The 18,738-nt window shown below is 70.3% G+C and carries 10 protein-coding genes; 6 read left to right on the forward strand and 4 right to left on the reverse strand.

Annotated features, from left to right (window positions below):
• Position 1: 1 nt before the first annotated feature.
• Positions 2 to 877 (reverse strand): phosphoserine phosphatase SerB, encoded by an 876-nt coding sequence (gene serB, locus Q344_RS0111055; RefSeq protein ID WP_028286753.1) that lies wholly within the window; start codon positions 875 to 877, stop codon positions 2 to 4.
• 244 nt (positions 878 to 1,121) lie between these two features.
• On the opposite strand from serB, the gene Q344_RS0111060 reads away from it, so the two are divergent.
• The 3 genes from Q344_RS0111060 to Q344_RS23785 all read left to right on the forward strand — a co-directional run bounded on the left by Q344_RS0111060 (position 1,122) and on the right by Q344_RS23785 (position 4,918).
• A complete protein-coding gene (locus Q344_RS0111060; protein WP_028286754.1) occupies positions 1,122 to 2,276 on the forward strand; it encodes a phosphoserine transaminase in 1,155 nt (384 codons plus the stop codon).
• 106 nt (positions 2,277 to 2,382) lie between these two features.
• Positions 2,383 to 3,981 carry a phosphoglycerate dehydrogenase gene (gene serA, locus Q344_RS0111065; RefSeq protein WP_028286755.1) on the forward strand — a complete coding sequence of 533 codons (1,599 nt, stop codon included), beginning with the start codon at positions 2,383 to 2,385 and terminating at the stop codon, positions 3,979 to 3,981.
• Positions 3,982 to 4,159: 178 nt separating this feature from the next.
• Complete coding sequence (locus tag Q344_RS23785; protein ID WP_036539123.1) at positions 4,160 to 4,918, forward strand: metallophosphoesterase family protein; 759 nt, start codon at positions 4,160 to 4,162, stop codon at positions 4,916 to 4,918.
• 10 nt (positions 4,919 to 4,928) lie between these two features.
• Here Q344_RS23785 and Q344_RS0111080 read toward each other — a convergent pair whose 3' ends face one another.
• Entirely contained in the window at positions 4,929 to 6,491 is a 1,563-nt protein-coding gene (locus tag Q344_RS0111080; protein WP_028286756.1) for a hypothetical protein, read from the reverse strand.
• A gap of 93 nt (positions 6,492 to 6,584) precedes the next feature.
• Between Q344_RS0111080 and Q344_RS0111085 the strand changes: the two genes are divergently transcribed.
• From Q344_RS0111085 to Q344_RS0111095, 3 genes are all read left to right on the forward strand, one after another.
• Positions 6,585 to 7,763: an acetyl-CoA C-acyltransferase family protein gene (locus Q344_RS0111085; RefSeq protein WP_028286757.1), complete on the forward strand. Its 1,179-nt coding sequence runs from the start codon at positions 6,585 to 6,587 to the stop codon at positions 7,761 to 7,763.
• Positions 7,764 to 7,988: 225 nt separating this feature from the next.
• Positions 7,989 to 9,149 carry a TAXI family TRAP transporter solute-binding subunit gene (locus tag Q344_RS0111090; protein ID WP_028286758.1) on the forward strand — a complete coding sequence of 387 codons (1,161 nt, stop codon included), beginning with the start codon at positions 7,989 to 7,991 and terminating at the stop codon, positions 9,147 to 9,149.
• Positions 9,150 to 9,164: 15 nt separating this feature from the next.
• Entirely contained in the window at positions 9,165 to 11,147 is a 1,983-nt protein-coding gene (locus Q344_RS0111095) for a TRAP transporter permease (protein ID WP_028286759.1), read from the forward strand.
• 53 nt (positions 11,148 to 11,200) lie between these two features.
• Here the strand turns inward: Q344_RS0111095 and pbpC are convergent, their stop codons facing one another.
• On the reverse strand, positions 11,201 to 13,252 hold the full coding sequence (gene pbpC, locus Q344_RS0111100) for a penicillin-binding protein 1C (protein ID WP_028286760.1): 2,052 nt from the start codon (positions 13,250 to 13,252) through the stop codon (positions 11,201 to 11,203).
• The gene (locus tag Q344_RS0111105; RefSeq protein ID WP_028286761.1) at positions 13,249 to 18,696 is read right to left on the reverse strand and encodes an alpha-2-macroglobulin family protein; all 5,448 of its coding nucleotides are present in this window, start codon (positions 18,694 to 18,696) and stop codon (positions 13,249 to 13,251) included. Before Q344_RS0111105 ends, pbpC begins: the two co-directional genes overlap by 4 nt.
• Positions 18,697 to 18,738: the final 42 nt, after the last annotated feature.

Consider the following 18,738-nt stretch of genomic DNA (forward strand, 5'->3'; position numbering starts at 1 on the left):
ATCAGGCGGCGAAATCCTCGCGCCGGTAGCCCTGGATATAGAGCAGGGCGGTCAGGTCCCCGTGGTTGATCCGGATGTCGCATTCCGCGGCCACCACGGGCTTGGCATGCAGCGCCACGCCCGCCCCGGCAAGCCCGAGCATCCCGAGGTCGTTGGCCCCGTCGCCGACCGCCATGACCTCGTCCTTCCGAAGGCCGAGCCGCGCCGAGATCTCCTCCAGCGCCTGCACCTTCGCCGCGCGGCCCAGGATCGGGCGGGCGACCTCTCCGGTCAGCATCCCGCCCTCGGCCAGCAGCGTGTTGGCCCGGTTCTCGTCGAAGCCGAGCTTCGCGGCGATCACCTGCGTGAAGGCCGTGAACCCGCCCGAGACGAGCGCCGCATAGGCGCCGTTCGCCCGCATCGTCGCCAGAAGCGCCGGCCCGCCGGGCATCAGGGTGATCCGCTCGTCCAGCACCTTGGCGATGACCGTCTCCGGCAGCCCCTTCAGGAGCCCGACCCGTTCCGTCAGCGCGCCTTCGAAATCGAGCTCGCCGTTCATCGCCCGCGCGGTGATCTCCTTCACCCGGGCGCCGACGCCCGCCGCGTCGGCCAGTTCGTCGATGCATTCCTGCCGGATCATCGTGCTGTCCATGTCGGCGAGCAGCATCCGCTTCCGGCGCCCCTCGGAGGGCTGCACCACCATGTCGACCCTCTGGCCCTGCATCCCCTCCCAGACCTCCCAGCGGTTGCCGGGGACCTCGGGCACCTCGAACTCCGCCGCCTCGCGCGTGGCGAGCCAGCGGATCTCGCCCCCGCCCCAGGCGTTGCGCAGCGGCGTGACGATCCCGCCGTCGAGGGTCGGAGCATCGGGCGAGGTCAGGAGCGTGACGGTGAACATGGGGCCTCCGGCGTGATCGGGCATCTCGGTCGCATTGGGGGGCGATATTCCACGTCGCGCCTGCGCTGACCAGAGGGCGGCGAAGTTTCCGATAGGAGACAGGGCCGGCGCCACAGGGCCGAAAAGCGGCCTGCAGGCGCCTGGATGCGACATCTGCCGCGTTGCGCCCTTCCCGAATCGCCCGTATATCCGGCGGCGGGACACCCCTCCCCAACGAGGGGCGCTTATCTGGAAGGATAGCTACATGGCTATTGATGCACCGGTCACGCGGCCGGCAAACCCGCGTTTCTCCTCCGGCCCCTGTGCCAAGATCCCCACATTCTCGCTCGACAAGCTCTCCGACGCACCGCTCGGGCGCTCGCACCGTGCCGCCATCGGCAAGGAGAAGCTGAAGGCCGCGATCGACGGCACCGCCGAGATCCTCGGGATCCCCGAAGGCTACAAGGTCGGCATCGTGCCCGCTTCGGACACCGGCGCGGTCGAGATGGCGATGTGGTCGATGCTGGGCGCGCGGAAGGCGACCATGCTGGCCTGGGAAAGCTTCGGCGCGGGCTGGGTGACCGACGTGGTCAAGCAGCTCAAGATCGACGCCGAGGTGAAGGAAGCGGGCTACGGCGACATCGTCGATTTCACCGAGGTGGATTTCGACACCGACGTCGTCTTCACCTGGAACGGCACCACCTCGGGCGTGCGCGTGCCGAACGGCGACGCGATCCCGGCGGACCGGGCGGGGCTCACCATCTGCGACGCGACCTCGGCCGCCTTCGCGCAGGACCTGCCGTGGGACAAGCTCGATGTCGTGACCTTCTCGTGGCAGAAGGTGCTGGGCGGCGAAGCCGCGCACGGGATGCTGGTCCTGTCCCCCCGCGCGGTGGAACGGCTGGAAAGCTACACCCCCGCCTGGCCGCTGCCCAAGATCTTCCGCATGACCAAGGGCGGCAAGCTCAACGAGGGCATCTTCAAGGGCGAGACGATCAACACGCCCTCCATGCTGGCGGTCGAGGATTACCTCGTCGCGCTCGACTGGGCGCGCTCGGTCGGCGGGCTCAAGGGGCTGATGGCGCGGGCGGATGCCAACGCGCAGGCGATCTGGGACTTCTGCGAGAGCCGCGACTGGATCGCGAACCTCGCCAATGATCCGGCGACGCGGTCGAACACCTCGGTCTGCCTGAAGTTCACCGACGACCGGATCAGCGACGGCGCTGCCTTCGCCAAGGCGGTCGCCAAGCGGCTCGAGAACGAAGGCGTGGGGCTCGACCTCGGCGCCTACCGCGACGCGCCGGCGGGCCTGCGCATCTGGTGCGGCGGCACGGTCGAGACCTCGGACATCGAGGCGCTGCTGCCCTGGATCGAATGGGCCTACGAGGCCGAGATCGCGGCGCAGTCCCAGGCGGCCTGAACGGGGGTGGGGTGACCCCCCACCCTGCGGCACCCACACATCCCATCTCCGCAGGCCGGGCTTGACCCCGGCCCGCCCCCAGACATCCATGCAAGGAACGCCTGACATGGCACCCAAGGTTCTCATTTCCGACAAGCTCTCCGCCGCCGCCGTCCAGATCTTCAAGGATCGCGGCATCGAGGTCGACTTCCAGCCGGACCTCGGCAAGGACAAGGACAAGCTGGCCGAGGTGATCGGCAATTACGACGGCCTCGCCATCCGCTCGGCCACCAAGGTGACCGAGAAGATCCTCGAGAAGGCCACCAACCTCAAGGTCATCGGCCGCGCCGGGATCGGTGTCGACAACGTCGACAAGGAGGCCGCGTCCAAGAAGGGCGTGATCGTCATGAACACGCCCTTCGGCAACATGATCACGACGGCCGAGCACGCCATCGCGATGATGTTCGCCGTGGCGCGCCAGATCCCCGAGGCCTCCGCCTCGACCCATGCCGGCAAGTGGGAGAAGTCGAAGTTCATGGGCGTCGAGCTGACCGGCAAGACGCTGGGCGTGATCGGCGCCGGCAACATCGGCGGCATCGTCTGCGACCGGGCCCGCGGGCTGAAGATGAAGGTTGTCGCCTACGATCCCTTCCTGAGCCACGAGAAGGCCGAGAAGATGGGCGTCGAGAAGGTCGACGAGCTGGACGACCTGCTGCAGCGCGCCGATTTCATCACCCTGCACGTGCCGCTGACCGAGCAGACGAAGAACATCCTGTCGAAGGAGAACCTCGCCAAGACCAAGAAGGGCGTGCGGATCATCAACTGCGCCCGCGGCGGTCTGGTCGACGAGGCGGCGCTCGCCGAGCTGCTGAAATCGGGTCACGTGGCCGGCGCGGCCTTCGACGTCTTCTCCGAGGAACCCGCGACCGAGAACCCGCTCTTCAACCTGCCGAACGTCGTCTGCACCCCGCACCTGGGCGCGGCGACCACCGAGGCGCAGGAGAACGTGGCGCTCCAGGTGGCCGAGCAGATGTCGAACTACCTGCTGGACGGCGCGGTCGAGAACGCGCTGAACATGCCCTCGATGACCGCCGAGGAAGCCAAGATCATGGGTCCGTGGGTGGCCCTCGCCGGCCATCTCGGCAGCTTCATCGGCCAGATGACGGACGAGCCGATCAAGGCGATCAACATCCTCTACGACGGTGTCGTGGCCGAGATGAACCTCGCCGCGCTGAACTGCGCCGTGATCGCCGGGATCATGAAGAAGGTGAACCCGGACGTGAACATGGTCTCGGCCCCGGTCGTCGCGCAGGAGCGGGGGGTGCAGATCTCGACCACCAACCAGTCCAAGTCGGGCGCCTTCGACGGCTACATCAAGGTGACCGTGGTGACCGAGAAGCGCGAGCGCTCGATCGCGGGCACCTGCTTCAGCGACGGCAAGCCGCGGTTCATCCAGATCAAGGGCATCAACATCGACGCCGAGGTCGGCGAGCACATGCTCTACACCACCAACAAGGACGTCCCCGGCGTCATCGGCACGCTGGGCTCCACGATCGGGACCAACGGCGCGAACATCGCGAACTTCACGCTGGGCCGGTCGGCCGCGGGCGGCGAGGCGATCGCGCTGCTCTACCTCGATGACGCGGCGAGCCCCGAGCTGGTCAAGCAGCTCGAGGCCACCGGCGTCTTCGAACAGGTCAAGCCGCTGGCCTTCGACGTCGCCTGATCCGACGCGATCGGGGAGGATGGAAAGGGGCGCCCCGTGGCGCCCCTTTTGCCGTTTGCCCCCCCGCCGCGACCGCCCCGGCCGCAAATCGGCCGCGGACCGGCGAATTTCCCCGCCCCGGCGGGCCGCGGCCGGATGACCGCTTTCCCCGCGGCGCCCGCCGTGGTTCAACATCTCCATGACGATCTACGCGATACCCGACATCCACGGCCACGCGGCCATGCTCGACAAGGCGCTGGCCCGGATCGAGGCCGACGGCGCGACCGATGCGGACGAGGTGATCTTCCTCGGCGACTACATCGACCGCGGCCCGGATTCGCGCGGCGTGCTCGACCGGCTGGTCGCCGGGCGGGAAGAGGGGCGCAACTGGACCTTCCTGATGGGCAATCACGACCGGATGATGCTCAACTACCTGACCGACGGCACGGCCACCGATCCGGCGGTGAAATCCGCGGTGCCGTGGACGCATGACCGCTTCGGCGGGGCCTGCTTCCGGTCCTACGGGGTGGAGCCCTCGGGCCGTGGCCGACCGAAGGACCTGTGGGAGGCGTTCCGCGAGGCCGTCCCGCAGGCGCATCAGGATTTCCTCACCACGCTGACCTACGCGGAGGAGCGCGACGCGCTGCTCTTCGTGCACGCGGGCATCCGTCCCGGCCTGTCGCTGGCCGAGCAGTCGCAGGACGACCTGATCTGGATCCGCGGCGCCTTTCTCGAAAGCCGCGAGCCGCATCCGTGGCTCGTGGTGCATGGCCACACCGCGCTGGTCGCGCCGCGGCATTTCGGCAATCACATCGACCTCGACGGCGGCACCGGCATGGGGCGGGAGCTGTTTCCCGCCGCCTTCGAGGGCACCGAGTGCTTCCTGCTGACCCGGACGGGCCGCGTCCGCCTGGAGCGCGAACCGCTCGGGCCGCAGGAAACCCCGCCCTGGGAGTGAGGCCGCGGCCCTAGTCCTGCCGCACGGCCCCGGTCACAGCGGCCGCACCGAGCGCGGTCAGCACCCAGCCCAGCCCCGCCGCGATCCAGCGCAGCCACCAGCCGACGCGCCCCAGCGGAGAGCGGCTGGTCGAGGGAGCCCACGCCGCCTCCTGCCCCAGCGAGACCAGGGGCACGAAGACGTCGGCGGCATAGGCGATGGGGTTGAAGGTCTCGTAATCCTGGCCGGCCTGACCGGGCGCGGACCAGAATTCGGCCGGGTTGTCGGGATGGCTCTGCACCGCCGCCTGCCAGCCCGCCGAGACGAGGATCGGCGCCGCGTTCGGCGCAATGTCCCCGGCCCGCCAGACCTGCGCGAAGAACAGCCCGAGCGCCACGACCAGCACGACGGCCAGCGCCAGCGCGCGGCCGGGGCGGTAGCCGAAGCCCACGGCGTATTCCATGATCAGATCGGCCGCCCCGCTCAGCCACCAGCGCAGGGTCCGGCCGTCGCGGGCACGCAGCGTGCGGCGATCCTCGCGGCGCAGCACGGCCTCCTTGCGCATCCGCACCGTCCGCGCGTCCGAGCGGTGGCCCATGTGGGTCAGCACCCGGGCGAACTGCTCGTAGGGCTGGGCGGTGAAATCCGCATCCTCCGGACGCCGCGCCAGCCATTCCAGCCGCGCCTCCAGCCCGGTCTCGGCGTGGCGCGAGAAATCGTCGTAGGTGAAGCCGTCCAGCCGCACGGGATAGCTCGCCCCCGGCCCCGAGGGTTCGTCCCGCAGCCGCGCGGCATGGCACCCGGCGAGCGAGACCGCACCGCGGGCGATCTGGTTCTCGCGGAAATAGAGGATGCCGCCGATCCGCGCGCGGGCCAGCGAAATGGCGTTCTGCGGCCCGTGCTCCTCGCTCGAGGCGAAGAGGCCGCCGCCCGCGCCCTCCTTGGGCGACACGGCACAGCGCGTGATGAAGAGGTCGTTCTCGATCTGCGCCGAGGCGAGGAAGATCGCGCCCTCGCACTGCAGCTCGGTCCGCGTCTCGGAGAACGGGTAGTCGCCGAGGTAGACCGACCCGCCCACCTTGAGCGTGGGCGCGAAGACCGCGTCCTGCCCCTCGGCCTTCAGAGCGACATCGCAGAGCTGCATGTCGCCCTCGATCCGCGTGCCGGCAAGGCTCAGATCGCCCTTCACCAGCGTACCGCCGCGCAGGAAGAGAGAGCCCTCCAGCACCGCGCCGTCGGCAAAGAGGCCCGGCAGGTAGCAATCGGTCATGTAGACCGAGCGCAGCCGGGCGTTCATCATCTCGGGACGGTCGGTGAAATGGCAGGACGAGAAGGCCATGTCGAACCGCGTCTCGACGGCGCGCAGGTCGAGCACGCCTTCAATGCGGGCGCCCTTCAGCCGCAACCCCTTGTCGGGCAGCGTCAGCTCGGGGTCCGCCCCGGTCAGGGCCAGCCGCAGCAAGCCGGCGCGGATCGCCGGCGCGGTCTCGCCCTCGGGCGGTTCTTCGGCGAGGACGATGCGCTCCTGCCCGGCCACCCCGGCGACAAGCGCCTCTTCCGCCGCGTTCAGCGGGGTGAAGTCGGCCAGTTTCATTTGGCCGGAGCGTTGCATGATCCTGCGCGGCAGGGCAAGACGGTGCCCGACTGCCGGTGCGGAGCCCCGCCCGGCCAGAAGGGAGAGACCGACATGAAAGACATCGTCATCCTCGACGGCGCGCGCACCGCCATCGGCACCTTCGGCGGCAGCCTTGCGGGCGTCGCCCCGATCAGCCTCGGCGCAACGGCGGCGAAGGCCGCGCTGGAACGCTCCGGCGTCGAGGGCGCGCAGATCGGCCACGTCGCCTATGGCCACGTCATCAACACCGAGCCGCGCGACATGTATCTCAGCCGCGTCGCCGCGATGGAGGCCGGGATCCCCGACACCACGCCCGCGATGAACGTGAACCGGCTCTGCGGCTCGGGCGCGCAGGCCATCGTCTCGGTCGTGCAGTCGCTCGCCATGGGCGACGCCGACTTCGGCCTCGCCGGCGGGGCCGAGAGCATGTCGCGGTCTCCCTACATCAACCCCTCGGAACGCTGGGGCCAGAAGATGGGCGACATCAAGGTGCTCGACATGATGCTGGGCGCGCTGAACTGCCCCTTCGGCACCGGCCACATGGGGGTGACGGCCGAGAACGTGGCGGGCGAACACGACATCACGCGCGAGGCGATGGACGCCTTCGCGCTGGAGAGCCAGAAACGCGCCGCCGCCGCCATCGAGAACGGGCATTTCACGTCGCAGATCGTCCCCGTCGAGGTGAAGGTGAAGCGCGACACCGTGGCCTTCGACACCGACGAGCACCTCAAGCCGTCGACCACGCTCGAGGGCCTCGCCAGCCTGCGGCCCGCGTTCCGGAAGGACGGGCGGGTGACGGCGGGCAACGCCTCGGGCATCAACGACGGCGCCGCCGCGCTGGTGCTGGCGACCGCCGAGGCCGCCGAGAAGGCGGGGCTCAAGGCGAAGGCCCGCGTGCTGGGCTACGCCCACGCCGGCGTGCGGCCCGAGGTGATGGGCATCGGCCCGGTGCCCGCGGTGCGCCGCCTGCTCGAGAAGACCGGCCTTTCGGTTTCGGACTTCGACGTGATCGAATCGAACGAGGCCTTCGCCTCGCAGGCGCTGGCCGTGAACAAGGAACTTGGCCTCGATGCCGCGAAGGTGAACCCGAACGGCGGCGCCATCGCCCTCGGCCACCCGGTCGGCGCAACCGGAGCGATCATCACGGTCAAGGCGCTCTACGAGTTGGAGAGGATCAACGGCAAGCGCGCCCTGATCACCATGTGCATCGGAGGCGGCCAGGGCATCGCGCTCGCCATCGAACGCCTCTAGAAAAGCATTTCAATAAAGAGTCTTGAGCGACCCCCCGTGTGCGGCGCGGGGGGTCTTGCCGTTCGGGATTGTCCGCAGCGGAAATTACAGTTCCACTATGCGGAATATTAATCTGCTCGGCGTTGGTTTCGAGTTTACATCGCAGAACGGCACAAATACCTTTCAGCAGACGCAAGGGAGGAGCGTTCGCTTCAGGACGATCCTTGCGGTCAACAGGAGGAACACATGACAATTCGATTCAGCGCCGCCCTTGCCGCGGCCGTACTTGCCGTGCCTGCTTTCGCACAGGACGTCGAACTCCCGGGACAGGTGAGCTGGACGGCCTATGACCTCGGCTCCGCAGGTTACAACCAGGCCGTGGCCATCGGGTCCGCCTTCAAGAATGCCTACGGCACCAACCTGCGGGTTCTGCCGGGCAAGAACGACGTGGCCCGCTCCGAGCCGCTGCGCCAGGGCAAGGTCGACTTCTCGGCCACCGGCATCGGCGGCACCTACATGGCACAGGAAGGCGCGTTCGAATACGGCGCCGAGAACTGGGGCCCGCAGCAGGTCCGCGTGATCCTCGCGAACGTGGGCCCCGTCGGCCTTTCGGTCGCGGTCACCCGTGCCGCCTGCGAAAAGGCCGGCAAGCCCGATTGCGAAGGCTTCACCTATGCCGACATGAAGGGCCTCCGCGTGGCCGAAGTCCGCGGCGCCCCGGCGCTGAACGTCGCGATGGAAGCCTACCTCGCCTACGGCGGCCTCACCTGGGACGACGTCGAGGTGGTCGAGTTCGGCGGCTACGGTGACAGCTGGAAAGCGCTCGGCTCGGGCCAGTCGGACGTGGCCTTCGCCGCGACCAACTCGGGCTTCGCCTACGAGCAGGAGACCAACCCGAACGGCCTGTTCTGGCCGCCGATCGACGCCAACGACACCGAGGCGCTCGAGCGGATGCAGAACGTCGCGCCCTATTTCGCCCCGGGCGAGGCAACCGTCGGCGCCGGGATCGACGGCAAGGACGCGATCAAGACCGCCAAGTATCCCTACCCGATCCTGATCGCGATGGCCGACAAGGACGAAGACTTCGTCTACAACCTCACCAAGGCGATGGTCGAGCAGTTCGACGAATACAACGGCGACGCACCGGGCATCGAGGGCTGGGCGCTCGACAAGCAGAACATGACCTTCGTGGCACCCTACCACGACGGCGCGATCCGCTACTTCAAGGAAGCCGGCGTGTGGTCGGAAGAGGCTCAGGCCCATAACGACCAGCTCATCGCGCGTCAGGAGGCCCTGGCCGCTGCGTGGGAAGAACTGAAGGCCGAAGCCCCGGACAATTGGGAAGAGGCATGGGCCGAGAAGCGCCGCGCGGCGCTCGAGGCCGGCGACTTCAAGGTCGTCTTCTGATCGGGTGGCCGGCACATGACTGATACGACTTCGCAGAACGAGCACGGGCTCACTCCGGACGACGGCGAAGCCGCCGCCGCCCGGATCATGCCGGGGCCGCAGCGCGCGGTGATCATCGCCGCGACGCTGGCGGGCATCGTGCTGGCCATCTACCAGCTCTTCCAGTTCCGCCAGTTCGGCGTGGTGCTGGAAGGGCGCTACCTCTACATCCTCGCGGGGCTGTTCCTCTCGATCACCTTCCTGATCTACCGGGCACGCCCCGGCGAGAAGGGGACCGCCCCGTGGTACGACTGGCTGCTCGCCGCCTTCGCGGCGGCGGTGGCCGGCTATTTCGCCTGGACCGCGGACATGTCGCTGGAACAGGGCTGGGAATACGCGGCCCCGGACAATGCCCGATGGGCCTCGCTCGCCTTCTGGGTCCTCGTGCTCGAGGCGACGCGGCGCGCGGGCGGCACCGTCCTGTTCCTGATCGTGCTGGTGATCTCGCTCTACCCGACCTTCGCCGGGTGGATGCCGAACCCGCTGAACGGTTTCCAGCAGCCCTTCTGGGACACGATCCCGTTCCACATGATCTCGGCCGAAAGCTCCTTCGGGATCCCGATGAAGAGCTTCGGCCAGCTGGTCATCGGCTTCATCCTCTTCGGCGCCGTGCTGGCGCGGACGGGGGGCGGGGCCTTCTTCAACGACCTCGCCTTCTCGCTCGTCGGCCAGTTCCGCGGCGGGGCGGCCAAGGTGGCGATCTTCGCTTCGGGCCTCATGGGCTCGATGTCGGGCTCGGTGATCTCGAACGTGCTGTCGACCGGCGCGGTCTCGATCCCGACGATGAAGAAGACCGGCTTCTCGCCCCAGACCGCCGCCGCGACCGAGGCCTGCGCCTCGACCGGGGGCGTGCTGATGCCGCCGATCATGGGGGCCACCGCCTTCATCATGGCGTCGTTCCTCGGCCTGCCCTACGTCGAGATCGCGCTCGCCGCGGCGATCCCCTCGCTGCTCTACTACTTCGGGCTCTTCACCCAGCTCGACGCCTACGCCGCCCGCAAGGGCCTCAAGGGCGTCCCGCGGGCCGAGCTGCCGAAACTGGGCAAGACGCTGGCCTCGGGATGGACCTATCTCTTCGTCTTCGCGCTGCTCATCTACATGATGGTCTCGCTGCGGCAGGAGACCCTCGCCCCGTTCTACGCCACCGCCCTGCTTCTGGTCCTGAACCAGATCCTGCCGGGCAACCGGCTGTCGCTCAGGGGCGCGTCCGATGCCATCGTCGGCACCGGCGGCGCACTGGCCGAGCTGACCACGATCCTTCTGGGCGTGGGCCTCATCGTCGGCGCCTTCTCGGCCACGGGCCTTGCGGGCACGCTGGTCAACGACCTGATCTTCATGGCCGGCAATTCGACCCTCGCCCTGCTGGTGATGGGCGCGGCCACCGCCTTCGTCTTCGGCATGGGGATGACCGTGACGGCCTGCTACGTCTTCCTTGCCGTGGTCCTTGCCCCGGCGCTGGAGCAGGTCGGCCTGAACCGGATCGCGATCCACCTCTTCATCCTCTACTGGGGGATGGTCAGCTACATCACCCCGCCGGTGGCGCTCGGCGCCTTCACGGCGGCGACGCTGGCCGGGGCCAACCCGTTCAAGGTGGGGATGGAGGCGATGCGCCTCGGCGCGGTGATCTACATCATCCCGTTCTTCTTCGTGCTCGACCCGGCGCTGGTCGGACAGGGCACGGCCTCCGAGATCGTCGTGGCGCTGGTCGCGGCCCTGCTGGGCGTCTGGTTCATCTCGGGCGGGTTACAGGGCTACGTGACCTTCTGCGGCCCGCTCGGGAAATCGGTGCTGGGCTACGTGATGCGGACGATGCTCGTCTTCGCGGGCCTCGCCATGGCGATCCCGGGGAACGAGTCTCTCGGTCTCACGCATCTCGGCACCGCGATCACGGGCGTGGTGCTGGCCGCGCCGCCGATCCTCGTGGCCCTGATGCAGGGCCGCCGGGCGGCCACCGCCTGACAAGAGACGGGCGCGGCGAGCCTCTCGCCGCGCCCCGCCTGCCTCTCACCCCGTCATTCCAGTTCGACTTTGACCCGCGCCGCGCGGCCCTCGGCGTCGATCACCGCGATCTCCGAGAATCCCGCGGGCAGGCGATCGAGCAGCAGCTCGCGCCGCCGCACGCCCGTGGCCACCGGGCGCCCGCTCACCATCCAGGTGAAGGGCGGCTTGCCCTCGCGCACCCGCACCGGCACGCCCGCCTCGCCCGCCGCCAGCACCGCGCCGTCCGGCGGAAAGGCCATCACCGGCGCCTCCGGGTCGGGGATCAGCCGGGCGGCGCGGCCGCGGAAACGCTTGAGCGGTTCCGGCAGACGCGAGGCGCCGACCAGCAGCGTCTCGGGCGGCGGCGGAGGCAGCGGGTCGAGCGACGGCTTCAACCGCTGGAACGCCTCGAAAAGCACCGGCGCCGCCGTGTCCGCGCCGAAGGCTCCCGGCACCGGCGTGCCGTCCGGACGCCCCATCCAGACGCCGATCGCGTGCCGCCCGTCGAAGCCGAGCGCCCAGGCGTCGCGGTGCCCGTAGCTCGTCCCGGTCTTGTAGGCGAGCCGGTTCATCGGCGCGCCGGGCGGCGGCGCGAGCCCCGAGAGGATATGCGCCACCTGCCAGGCGGCCGCGCGCGAGGTGATCCGCCGGGCGGACGCCTCTGAACCTTCGTCGATACGCCAGCGCAGGGGCGTCGCGATCCCGCCCTGCGCCAGACCGGCATAGAGCCCCGTCAGCTCCTCCAGCCGCACCCCGACCCCGCCGAGCGCCAGCGCCAGCCCGGGCTTGCCGCCGGGCAGGACCGCCTCCACTCCCGCCCGTCCGAGCGCCGCCATCAGCTTCTCGGGCCCGAGCGCGTCGGTCAGCAGCACCACCGGCACGTTGAGCGACAGGCGCAACGCCTCTTCCACCGGCAATTCGCCGCGGAAGGCGCCGTCGAAATTCTGCGGGGCGTAGCTGCCGAAGGCGACCGGCCGGTCGGCGATCAGCGTCTGCGGATGCGCCAGACCGGCGTCGAAGCCGAGGGCATAGACCAGCGGCTTCAGCGTCGAACCCGGCGAGCGCAGTGCCCGCGTCATGTCGACGAAGCCCTCGCGGCCCCTCACCTCGTAGCCGCCCGACCCGACCGAGGCGAGGATCTCGCCCGTCACGTGATCCGCCGCGACGATGGCGATGGAGACGCCTCGCGCCGCCTCGCGCAGCCGGTCGCGGGCAAGCGTTTCCAGCTTGGCCTGAAGGGCCCTGTCGAGCGTCAGCAGGTGGATCGCCCGGTCCGGCGCCTCGGCCAGCGCGCGGTCGGTCATGTGCGGCGCCAGCGCGGGGAAGGCGCGCCGCCGGGTCGGGACAGGATCGCGCATGGCGGCCCGCGCGGCCTCCTCGCTCAGCACGCCGGCCTCGGCCATCCGCGCCAGCACGCGGTCCCGCGCGGCGCGGGCGGCGTCGGGATCCCGGTCGGGCCGCCGCGCCTCGGGCGATTGCGGCAGCGCCACCAGCAGCGCCGCCTCGGCCGGGGTGAGGCGCGCGGGCTCCTTCCCGAACCACGCGAAGGTCGCGGCGCGCAGCCCCTCGAGGTTGCCGCCGAACGGCGCGAGCGCCATGTAGAGCCGCAGGATCTCGTCCTTCGCGAGGCGCCGCTCCAGCGACAGGGCCAGCCGCGCCTGCCGGATCTTGCCGGACCAGGCGCCGGTCCCGCTGTCCTCCAGCAGCCGCGCCACCTGCATCGTCAGGGTTGAGCCGCCCGAGACCACCTGTCCCTGCACCAGCGCCTGCCAGCCCGCCCGGAGCACCGCGAGAGGGTCGACGCCATGATGTTTTCCGAAGCGCTTGTCCTCGTAGGCGACCAGCATCGCGGTATAGCGCGGATCGACACGCGCGGGGTCCACCGGCAGCCGCCAGATGCCATCCGCCACCGTATAGGCGCGGAGCAGGGCACCGGTCCGGTCCCGCATCTCGACCGAGGTCGCGGGCGCGAGCGACGGCAGCTCCGTGGCGTCGACCCAGGCGTCGAGGGCATCCCGCCCGCCCGCGTCCAGCCCGAGGGCCAGCGCGAGGGCGGCAAGCGAGAGGCCGGCGCGGCGGGTCATTCGATGACCGTCACCGCGCCCGCCTCCGTCCGCGCGCGGTAGCGCGGGCGGTACATGTCCTCGACCACCGCGGCCGGGTGGTGATAGCTGCCCGGCGTGATCGCGCGGACGATATAGGCGAGGTCGAAGCCCTGGTCCGAGGCCCAGTCCACCGCCGCGAGGAAGCGGTCCGCGCGGAATTCGGTCGTGCGGGTGTCCACCGTCTCGAGCCAGGACAGCGCCGCGATGTCGCCCGAGCGCAGGAGGTTCGGGTTGTCGATCTCGAACCCCGCGGGCAGCGGGTCGTTCACCATCAGCCGCGCGCCGGTCTCCTCGAAGGGTTGCACGTGCAGCACCGTCACCAGCCGCGATCCGGACGCCACCGTATCGGGCGAGACCTCCTCGCCTTCCAGCGTGTAGTAGCGCCGGGTCAGCGCGTAGCCGTAGCCGTCCGCGGGCAGCGGCGTCTCGGGCACGCCGACGGTGGTCAACGTGATGTCCGTGGGCGTGGCGCCATCGTTCCGGATCGCCATGCCGACGGCGGCCTCGGCCTCCATCGCGCGGACCATGGGCCCTGCGACCGGCGTGCCGTTGACCGAGATGTTGCCGACGGAGGGGTCGTCCACCAGCGCCTTGGCCGCCAGCAGGGTCCAGGCGCTTTCCTGGGTCGAGAAGGGGCCCTCCGCCGCGCCGACATGGGCGGCAAGGAAGGCGCGGTCGACGGCGGTGGAGCCCGCCTCGACAGCGAGGGACAGCACCCCCGCGGCGTCGCGCATGTCGGTGCCGTAATCGTCGCGGAAGATGCGCGGCTCGTCGCGGTTCGCACGCGCCTGCATCATCCGGCCGGCGATGGCGAACATCGCGTCCGCCCGCACCTGGTCACCGTAGGAGGCGAGCGCCGTGCCAAGCTGCGCCGCCGCCAGCGGGGTCGCGAAATCCTCTCCCTTCGCATCCGCATAGTACCGCAGGTCGCCCATGGCCGCCGCGCCCTCGCGCGCCAGGACCATCAGCGCATAGGCCACATCCTCGCCGCCGCCGTTCACCGTGGCGTCGAAATCCGGGGCGTAGTTGATCCGGTTGCGCAGGTTGTCCATCGCCGCGCGGAAGGCGATGTCGGGCACGTCGTAGCCCGCCGCACGGGCGCGGCTGAGGAAGTCGGTGACATAGGCATCGAGCCAGAAATCGCCCGAGTCGGCCTGCCAGAGGCCGAAGGCGCCGTTGGCAGCCTGCCGGGTCAGGACAAGCGTGACCGCCTGGTCGATACGCGTCCGGATGGTGCTTGTGCCCTCCAGCCCCATGGCCTCGGCCACGGAGGAGAGATAGAGCAGCGGCATCGCCTTCGAGGCCACCTGTTCGGTGCAGCCGTAGGGATAGCGGTCGAGCGCGGCCAGCAGCTCGGGCGCGTTGAGCTTCGCGAGCGGGCCGGCCGAGACGATCGCCTCTCCGGTGCCGGGGCGCATCCCCGCGAAGACCGCCGCGTCGAGCGTGAAGGTCGCGCCCGCCGCCAGTCCGAAGCGGCGGGTCGAGGCGACCTCCGGATCGTTCGCGCGCACCGGCAGCGTGAGCGTCTTGGTCAGCGCCTTGCCGCCCGGGGTGGTGAGCGCGACGCGGATCTCGTGATCGCCGACCGCGTCCGCGGTGACGGGCAGGCGCAGCGCGACCTTGCCCTTCTCGGTCAGGTCGACCCCCGAGGGGATCGTCCCCGTCAGGCTGACGCCATCCGCCGTGACGTCCAGCCCGGCGCGGCCCGTCGGTCCCTGTGCATGCACGATCTCGAGCAGCAGGGAAGAGGTATCGCCGGGCGCCAGGAACCGCGGCAGGCTGGCGGTCACGACCACCGGGTCGCGCACCAGCACATCCGCCTCGGCGGATCCGACGCCGGTCTTCGTCCAGGCCAGCGCGGCGAGCCGGACGGTTCCGTTGAACTCCGGCAGGTCGAAGGTGACCTCGGCCCGTCCATCGGCGCCGACCTGGACGGGGCCGGAGAAATAGGCCACCAGCTCCTCGGTCGGCGGCGGGCTTTCCATACGCATCCGGTTGGACCCGTCCCCGCCCGAACGCACCGCGCCCTGCGCGCCGTTCATCCCGTCGATCAGCCGGCCGTAGAGGTCGCGGATGTCCATGCCGAGCCGGCGCTGACCGAAGTAATGGGCCCGCGGGTCGGGGGTCTCGAATCCCGTCAGGTTCAGGATGCCGACATCCGTGGCGGCGATGGTGACCCAGGCCGTCTCGCCCTCGGTCACGCCGGTCACGCGGACGGCGGCGGTGAGCGGACCGCGGGGATCGACGGCCCCGGGCGCGTCGAAGCTGACGTCGAGCGCCTTGGGCCCGGGCTCCACCCTGGCGTAGCTCAGGCCCAGCCCGCGGGCCGGGTTGCGCCCGGCGGCCACGTCCATCGGGCGGATCACGGAAACGGTGACATATGCCCCGGTGCCCCAATCGGCGGTCACGGGCAGGTCGATGAGGTTCTCGCCTTCCGTCACCTCGACCACCTTCATGTCGATCAGCCGGTTCGACAGCACGCTCACCAGAGCCGTGCCCGCGTAGCGCGGCACGACGCGCAGCTCGGCGGTGTCGCCGATGGCATAGCCCGGCGCGTCGAGCGAAAGCTCCAGCGTGTCGGGGGTGGAGGAGGCATCGGCGGGCGCGTACCAGCCGGCCCAGAAATCCTCGGAGGCGGTGACGGGCGTGCCGCCCGCGCGCTCCACGACGATTTCGTAATGGCCCCACTCCACGGGGGCCGAGACCTCGACCGGATCGGCGCCGAGGGTCGCGGTGCCGGTGGCGACCTCGGTGCGGGTGGTGAAGGGCTCCCACTCCCAGTTGCCGTATTGCTGGTACCATTGGTAGCGCGTCTCGACCCGGTTCACGGTCCATGTCACCGGCATCCCGGTCCGGGCAAGGTCCGGCCCCACGGCGATCAGGTCGAAGGCCGCCTCGGAGCCTTCGCCCGCCACGTCCTCGAACAGCTTGCGGATGCCGATCACCGGCTCGGGCGGGGCCACCATGCGGGTGATCCGGCGCTCGACCGGGCGGCCCGACCCCTCGCGTATGCGCAGGTTGACCGTCGCCTCGGCCGGACGGTCGAGCCCTTCGACCACCGGAAGCTCGACCGGCAGGCTGGCCGAGCCGTCATCACCCGTCCGCCCGCCGTCGAGATAGCCGGTCTGGGCGTAGAGCTCGGCGTCGTACTGGCCGAAGACATAGCCCGGGAAATCCTCCAGCTCCCGCACCGGACGCAGGCGGATGTCGCCCTCGATCTCCAGCCCGCCCGCGGGGGCGCCGAAGAGATATTTCGCCGCGATCTCCAGCTCGGGCACGGCGTCGTAGGCGAGCACGCCCTCGGGCAGGGTCATCTCGAAGTCGATACGCTCGGGCAGGAAGTCCTCGACCAGCACCTCCCCGGTGGCGAGCGCCGGGGCGTCCGGGTCGGCGTGGATGTCGATGCGCCAGGTGCCGCGGGGCGCGGCGGCGGCGACGGGCAGGTCGAAGACGTGGCCGCCCGCGACGTCGTCGGTCGAGGTGATGCGGGAATATTCCACCCCGTCCGGACGGGTCAGAACGGCGGTCAGCGGCAGGTCCGGGATCGCCTGCGCGGTGCCGTTCCGGGCCAGCGCGGTGGCATGGATCACCTCGCCCGCGCGATAGGCGCCGCGGTCGGTGGCAAGGAAGACGTCGATCGGCGGCGCGGGCGGCAGGCCCTCGACGCCGCGGTCGGAAAGATCGAAGGCCGGGTCGGTGAGCGACAGGAAGGCGAGGTCGCTCTCGCCGTCCTTCGCCACCACCAGCGCGGGCGCCGATCCGCCCTCGCCCCGGGTCAGCCCCTCGCCGAAATGCGCATAGCCCTGCGCGTCCGTCCGGACGGTCGCGAGCACGCGGTTGGCGCGCGACAGCAGCTCGACCGAGACGCCCTCGCGCGCGGCGGCATCGCCAAGGCCGCGGATGAAGACGTGCAGCCCGTCGGTGCCGTCCATCGTCGTCAGCCCGAGGTCGGTGACGATGAACCATTGCGTGGCGGGCTGGACGTCATAGGGATCCTCGCCCGGGACCTGCGCGGTGAGCGCATAGGCCCCCGGTGCCAGCCCCTCGAGAACCTCGTCCATGGGCAGCCGGGTGGTCATCTCGCGGTTCAGCTCGTTCTGCACCTCGCCGGTGCCGGTCCAGACCTCCTCGGCCACCTCCCCGGTGAAGCGCTCCTCCTCCCAGGCATAGACCGGACGGCCGAAGAAGCTCTCCTGGATGGCGCGCAGCAGGTTGCGGTCGGTCACGCGGCGGAGCTTCAGCTCCACCCGGTCGGTGTTCACCGTCTCGATCGGCAGCGATGCCTCGCCCGAGGCGGGCAGAACGTAGGACCGGCCGGGGAAGCGCGCCATGGGCGAGCGGTCGCGGATGTAGAAGCGCAGCTCCACGTCCTTGGCCAGCGTCTCGCCATCGCCCGCGGGCATCCCCTCGCGGAAGACCACCGTGTAGCGGTCGCCGTGCGTGCCGCCGTTGATGCAGATCTGGTTGCCGTCGGCCTCGACCGCCATCGACTGGTCGGGCAGCTTCACGTAGGTCGCGTAATCCACGCCGGTCGCGGCCAGAGGGGCGGAGAATTCGGCGCAGATGCGGGGGCGGGCCTGGTCGTTGTCGACCCGGTGCTCGGTGATGCGGAATCCGTACTTTCCGATGGCGTCGTCCAGCGCGGCGGTGATCTCGTCGCGCGGCTGAAGGCGTTCGGCAAGGCGCAGCGCCGGGATCATGTCGGCGCCGCGGTCATTCGCCCCGAGCGCGTCGGCCAGGATGGTGAGGGCATTGACCCGCAGCGGCTCCGAGCCCGACCGGAGGTAGGCGTTGACCGCGGCGGCAAGCGCCCGCTCGCGGTAGCGCCGCTGCGCCGAGCGATCCTCGGTCCGCACATCGAGCAGGAGCCGCGCGAACTCGGCCCAGTGCGCGGGATCGTCGGTGGTCGCCACCGCGCCGCCCATCCAGCGCATCGCGTCGCGGGTGTCGCCCTCGGCCCGCTTCCGGCGCGAGGTTTCCAGCATCTCCGGCACCGCGTAGGCGCCCGAGGGGTGCACCCAGCCCACCTGTTCCGCCAGGTGCCGCGCCTCTGTCAGGGTGCGGTCGCCGACGAAGGGGATCTCCGCCGCGCGGGTCTGCGCCAGGTCGCGCGCCTCGGGCGGCAGGACGATCATCCGTGCCGAATGCGCCCCGTCGAAGGGGATCGCGGCGCCGGGCGCGGCCTTGGGGAAGCAGGCGTTGGATTTGGCGTTGAAGGTGAAGGCGGTGCAGACCTCCTGTGCCGCGCAGGCCCTCCGGCAGGCTTCGAAATCGGTGTCGAAGAGGCTCTGCAGGTCGCCGCCCGGCAGGTCGGTGTTCATCGTCACCACCATCCGCTTCTGCGGCAGAAGCCCGGTGCCCTGGGCCAGCGGGGCCGTTGCGGTGACGAGAAGCGCGAGGCAGGCGGCGAGAATGCGGGACATGGAAAGGCTCCTGGGCAATGCGCGGGGATGATCGCCGGGCAC

Origin of the sequence: Pseudooceanicola nanhaiensis DSM 18065 (genome assembly GCF_000688295.1) — a bacterium.
Taxonomy (GTDB): Bacteria; Pseudomonadota; Alphaproteobacteria; order Rhodobacterales; family Rhodobacteraceae; genus Pseudooceanicola; species Pseudooceanicola nanhaiensis.

Excerpts from the sequence above, each read along its gene's own strand:
- serB (WP_028286753.1), bottom strand. The coding sequence starts at position 877 with ATGTTCACCGTCACGCTCCTGACCTCGCCCGATGCTCCGACCCTCGAC.
- Q344_RS0111060 (WP_028286754.1), top strand. The coding sequence starts at position 1,122 with ATGGCTATTGATGCACCGGTCACGCGGCCGGCAAACCCGCGTTTCTCC.
- serA (WP_028286755.1), top strand. The coding sequence starts at position 2,383 with ATGGCACCCAAGGTTCTCATTTCCGACAAGCTCTCCGCCGCCGCCGTC.
- Q344_RS23785 (WP_036539123.1), top strand. The coding sequence starts at position 4,160 with ATGACGATCTACGCGATACCCGACATCCACGGCCACGCGGCCATGCTC.
- Q344_RS0111080 (WP_028286756.1), bottom strand. The coding sequence starts at position 6,491 with ATGAAACTGGCCGACTTCACCCCGCTGAACGCGGCGGAAGAGGCGCTT.
- Q344_RS0111085 (WP_028286757.1), top strand. The coding sequence starts at position 6,585 with ATGAAAGACATCGTCATCCTCGACGGCGCGCGCACCGCCATCGGCACC.
- Q344_RS0111090 (WP_028286758.1), top strand. The coding sequence starts at position 7,989 with ATGACAATTCGATTCAGCGCCGCCCTTGCCGCGGCCGTACTTGCCGTG.
- Q344_RS0111095 (WP_028286759.1), top strand. The coding sequence starts at position 9,165 with ATGACTGATACGACTTCGCAGAACGAGCACGGGCTCACTCCGGACGAC.
- pbpC (WP_028286760.1), bottom strand. The coding sequence starts at position 13,252 with ATGACCCGCCGCGCCGGCCTCTCGCTTGCCGCCCTCGCGCTGGCCCTC.
- Q344_RS0111105 (WP_028286761.1), bottom strand. The coding sequence starts at position 18,696 with ATGTCCCGCATTCTCGCCGCCTGCCTCGCGCTTCTCGTCACCGCAACG.